Genomic DNA, 1084 nt, shown 5'->3' on the forward strand with positions numbered 1-1084 from the left:
CGCGGCGACCCTGCGCAGGGCCGTCCCGGACCGGGCGGACTATTCTGCGGGGCGTGGAAGCCTTCTTTACGACTCTGCTGGTCCTCGCCGGCATCGCGATCACCTGGTTCGCCGTGTACGTCGTCTACCGGCTGTACGCGGACCAGCGCTGACCCATGACCGCCAGCGGCGACGAAGCCATCGTGGCAGCGGAGAGGCGCGCGGAGAGCACTCGCACGCGCAACCTCCCGTTGTGGGACGACCTGCCCATCCCGAACGACACCGCGAACCTGCGCGAGGGGCCGAACCTCAACGACGCTTGTCTCGCGCTGCTGCCGCTCGTCGGCGTCTGGCGCGGTGAGGGCGAGGTCGACTACCCGACCATCGACGGCCCCCGCAAGTTCGCGCAGCAGCTGACGATCTCCCACGACGGCCGCCCGTTCCTGATCCACGAGTCGCGCGCGTGGCTGCTGGACGACGACGGCAACGTCATCCGCCCCGCCGCCCGCGAGTCCGGGTTCTGGCGGCCGCAGGAGGACGACACGATCGAGCTGCTGCTCACCCACAACACCGGCATCGTCGAGCTGTACTACGGCAAGCCGCGCAACCAGACGTCCTGGGAGCTCGGCACCGACGCGGTGATCCGCACGTCGACGGCCAAGGACGTCACCGCGGCCCAGCGCCTGTACGGCTTGATCGAAGGCTCTCTCGGCTACGTCGAGGAGCGGGCGATGATGGGCCAGGAGATGCAGCCGCACACGTCGGCGCTGCTGCACCGCGTCGTCGGCTGACGCCGTGCGCTGGCGGCGGTGTGGCGAGAACGCCGCCCTGCTCGACTGCGACTCGCTGGACCAGATGCGGGCCGCCCACGCGACCGTGCTCGCCGCGCGCCCGNNTCGTCGTCGGCGGCGTCGCGGAGGTGCGGGCCCTGCTCGAAGCCGCCGATCTCGCGCACCCGCCTTCGGACGAGCCCCGCGAAGTGACCCTCGACGTCCGATACGACGGTGCGGACCTGGCCCTGATCGCCTCCGACGCCGGGGTTTCGCCCGAGGCCGTCGTCTCGATGCACACCGAAGCCGGCTACACGGTCGCGTTCACCGGGTTC

General features: G+C 70.9%; 2 protein-coding genes. Both read left to right on the forward strand.

The features are described from left to right. Positions 1-155: 155 nt before the first annotated feature. Positions 156-770, forward strand: coding sequence for a heme-binding beta-barrel domain-containing protein (locus CCN39_RS47825; protein WP_086853820.1), 615 nt, complete (start codon positions 156-158; stop codon positions 768-770). A 128-nt stretch (positions 771-898) separates the two neighbouring features. After that, positions 899-1084, forward strand: a 186-nt coding sequence (locus tag CCN39_RS52410; protein WP_244211352.1) for a carboxyltransferase domain-containing protein, incomplete at its 3' end; no start/stop codon positions are given.

The organism is Amycolatopsis kentuckyensis (genome assembly GCF_002155975.1).
Lineage (GTDB): Bacteria > Actinomycetota > Actinomycetes > Mycobacteriales > Pseudonocardiaceae > Amycolatopsis > Amycolatopsis kentuckyensis.

Bases quoted from the DNA above. Each gene is read 5' to 3' on its own strand.
- CCN39_RS47825 (WP_086853820.1), top strand. From the start codon at position 156: ATGACCGCCAGCGGCGACGAAGCCATCGTGGCAGCGGAGAGGCGCGCG.